This window comes from Intrasporangium sp. (assembly GCF_035280925.1).
Taxonomy (GTDB): Bacteria; Actinomycetota; Actinomycetes; order Actinomycetales; family Dermatophilaceae; genus Intrasporangium.
The window spans coordinates 1-2,744 of record NZ_DATEEY010000004.1 but is presented as its reverse complement, the minus strand read 5'-3'; the positions used below and the strand labels follow the sequence as shown (position 1 = coordinate 2,744).

Here is a 2,744-nt window from a genome sequence, read left to right as displayed (position 1 = left end):
TAGTGGAGGTTGAGGCAGTAGGTGCAGTTGTTGATCTGCGACACCCGCAGGCGCAGGAGTTGGGCGAGCTTGCGGTCGATGCGCAGGTTGGCCTTGTAGCCGAAGGCGTCGGCGCCGTGGCGGGCGAGCTGGGTCAGGTCCTGGTTGGCCGAGCTGTCGGCCCGGCGGTTGGTGACGGTCACCTCGGTCATGTCGTTGCTCCTGTCGGGTCCAAGGGTTCCGGGGCCGAAGTCGGCCGAGTACACCTTGCAGTGCACGGCAACGGTCGAGAGCCGGGCGACGTCGGTGCCCGGCGGGATGGTGCGGTGATGGTCGGGGTGCGGTCGCGGACGTGCCGCGGCAGGCCCTGAACGGAGGGCGCGCGATCAGCGGGTGGGGACTCTTGTTCCAGGAACTCTTGCCGTCGGCGTCGCGCTGGAGCGGTCGAGCGTTCCGAAGGGTGCCCGGTGGCCGTCGCAAGCCTGGGCCTGGTAGCGGCGGCCGTCAGGTGCTCGGAAGGTGCCGGATCAGCGGGCAAGTGTGAGGGTCGGCCGCCGTCGTCGCCGACCAGCCGGAAATACCGGCCACCCTCGCTGGTCAGGTTGGGTGTCCCGTCCAGCCAATACGGTTCAGTCATATGCTGTGGCGCGTGGCGGAATGACCAGCCTTAGCCGTCATAGGCCGAAGGACGCGCGCTGGAGCGCTCTGAGCGCCCCGGGCAGCGGTGAGCATGGGCTTGGCGGGACTCGCGTCGACCCCCTGCCGAGGTCCCGGTGCTCCGACCGCGCCTGTCCGGCTCCCCGACCTCATCCTGTACGGGGTGCTGCCGCACACCGGGCACGTGGTTGTGGACCAGGTGGCCACCGTCAAACCCACGTGCGGGCTGTCTTAGTGGTCTGGCCCGTAAGTTCGTCGGGGGTTTGATCATGCGGCCTTCGGGCTGGTCGGTGGGGCGGTCTGCTGCTGGTACTGGTCGATCCTGTGGAGCAGGTCGTCGAGGTCAGCTGAGGTGTCCTTCCACCCAAGGGCCGGGCGGTGGCGTTGTTCGGGGGATCGCGGCGCCGGGCAGCGCGGCCGAGGCCGTCGCCTTGCGCCTTGGCTACTCGATGACACCAAGGACGACCTTTCCATGTTTGCCCCGGGCTGCGCTGCGCATGAATGCCGCCTGGGCCTGGGCAAGCGGGAAGACCGAATCGATCTCGGGCCACAGGTCGCCGGTGTCGACGAGCCGGGCCAACTCGAGCAGCTGTTCATGGTTGGGCTCGACGACGAAGTAGTGGGCGCCAGGTGCCTCGGCGGCAATCGTCACGATCCGACCTGCCTGGCCGGCGGAGCGCGCCAGTGCTTGGCCTCCCACGGTGTCGAACAGCAGGTCGCACGGCTCTCCCTCCTCCACCAGCGCCGCGCCCCGGCTGCGGGCGAGCTGCACGGCCACATGCCCGACACCACCGTGCGCGCCCGTGACGCCGACGCGGTCACCGGCCTGCAGCCGGCCATGGACAATCAGCGCCTGCCAGGCGCTGAGGCCGGGCATGGGCAACGCCGCCGCCTGAATGTGGCTCAGCGAACCCGGCTTGGGCGCGAGCACCTCCACCGGCACGAGCGCGTAGTCGGCCGCTACCCCGTCGCGGTCGAACGGCGTGAGCGCGAACACGTCCTCACCGGCCGAGAACCCGTCGCTGTCCTCGACGACGACGCCCGACAGCTCATAGGAGGGGATCGCGGGTAGCCGGTCGGTTGGCCACTCCAGCTCGGCACGGGTGATCGCCGCAGCGTGGACCCGCACCAGTACCTGTCCGGGACGGGGCTGGGGCGGCGCGACCTCGTCCAGCCGGAGCCCCTCAATCCCGCCAGGCGGGTGTAGCCGGATCGCCCGCATACTCAACACCTCTCCAGTAAGAACCTTTCCAGAGAGTATCCTGCCAGGCTATCAAGGTGATGCCCGATCATGTGGACCAGATCGTCCAGGCGTGGCGGCCTGAGCGGCCCGACCTCGACCTGGACGCGCTCGCCCTGCTGGGGCGCCTGTTCCGGACTACGCACCTGGCCGACGCGCCCCCGCCAAGCCCCTGGCGGGCCCACGGGCTCCAGCCGGGCTGGTTCGACCTGCTGGCGCCCTCCGCCGCGCCGGAGAGCCCTATGCGCTGAAGCCCACCCAGCTGATGCAAACGATGCTGCTCTCCTCCGGGGGGATGACCAAGCGGCTTGACCGTCTCGCCGACGCCGGCCTGGTCGAACGCCGCCCAGACCCCAACGACCGCAGAGGCACCCTCGTGAGGCTGACAAGCCGTGGCAAGACCACGATCGACACCCTCCTCCAGGTCCACCTCAGCAACGAACAGCAACTCCTCGCCTCGCTCAGCCCCGCCCAGCAGCCCGCCCCCAGGCTGAGTGGCTGCCGTACCTGGCCGAAATCCTGGACGCCCCTCCGCCGCGGCGCGTCTCCGAGGAGGAGGCTGAGGAACAGATCGGCGCTCAAGCCGTGTACTACGGCACCCAGCTCCGCGCGGCCAGCAACGCCAAGGCCAAGGCTGAGTTGGGGCTGGCCCTGGAGTACCCGTCATGGCGGGAGGGATTCCGAGAGCTGTTCGGTTGATCGCCTCGAGGGGTGGGCCGAGAACCCGGGGGTCGGGGTCGGCGCAGGGAGCGGAAGGCGGGCGCTGGAGTCAACGGGCCCGCACCTCCGGTTCGGTAGCCACCGGACAGCTCCACATGCCGATGACCGCCGAACGGCGCCGCCGCGGTGCGCAGCGGCTCGACACGAG

The 2,744-nt window shown here is 69.9% G+C and carries 3 protein-coding genes and 1 pseudogene; 2 read left to right on the top strand and 2 right to left on the bottom strand.

Going from position 1 to position 2,744, the window contains the following annotated elements:
- Together VJN29_RS00275 and VJN29_RS00270 are read right to left on the bottom strand one after the other, a co-directional pair.
- The coding region (locus VJN29_RS00275; protein WP_324141296.1) for a carboxymuconolactone decarboxylase family protein at window positions 1-191 on the bottom strand (191 nt) is incomplete at its 3' end.
- 887 nt (window positions 192-1,078) lie between these two features.
- Window positions 1,079-1,858 carry an NADP-dependent oxidoreductase gene (locus VJN29_RS00270; protein ID WP_324141294.1) on the bottom strand — a complete coding sequence of 260 codons (780 nt, stop codon included), beginning with the start codon at window positions 1,856-1,858 and terminating at the stop codon, window positions 1,079-1,081.
- A gap of 59 nt (window positions 1,859-1,917) precedes the next feature.
- Between VJN29_RS00270 and VJN29_RS00265 the strand changes: the two genes are divergently transcribed.
- Both VJN29_RS00265 and VJN29_RS00260 read left to right on the top strand, forming a co-directional pair.
- Window positions 1,918-2,127, top strand: coding sequence for a hypothetical protein (locus VJN29_RS00265; RefSeq protein ID WP_324141292.1), 210 nt, complete (start codon window positions 1,918-1,920; stop codon window positions 2,125-2,127).
- A gap of 14 nt (window positions 2,128-2,141) precedes the next feature.
- Window positions 2,142-2,213: pseudogene (locus VJN29_RS00260) on the top strand (hypothetical protein); the annotation flags it as partial.
- Window positions 2,214-2,744 lie beyond the last annotated feature (531 nt).

What these genes read in the sequence shown, in the direction of transcription:
- VJN29_RS00270 (WP_324141294.1), bottom strand. Translation starts at nt 1,858, where the DNA reads ATGCGGGCGATCCGGCTACACCCGCCTGGCGGGATTGAGGGGCTCCGG.
- VJN29_RS00265 (WP_324141292.1), top strand. Translation starts at nt 1,918, where the DNA reads ATGCCCGATCATGTGGACCAGATCGTCCAGGCGTGGCGGCCTGAGCGG.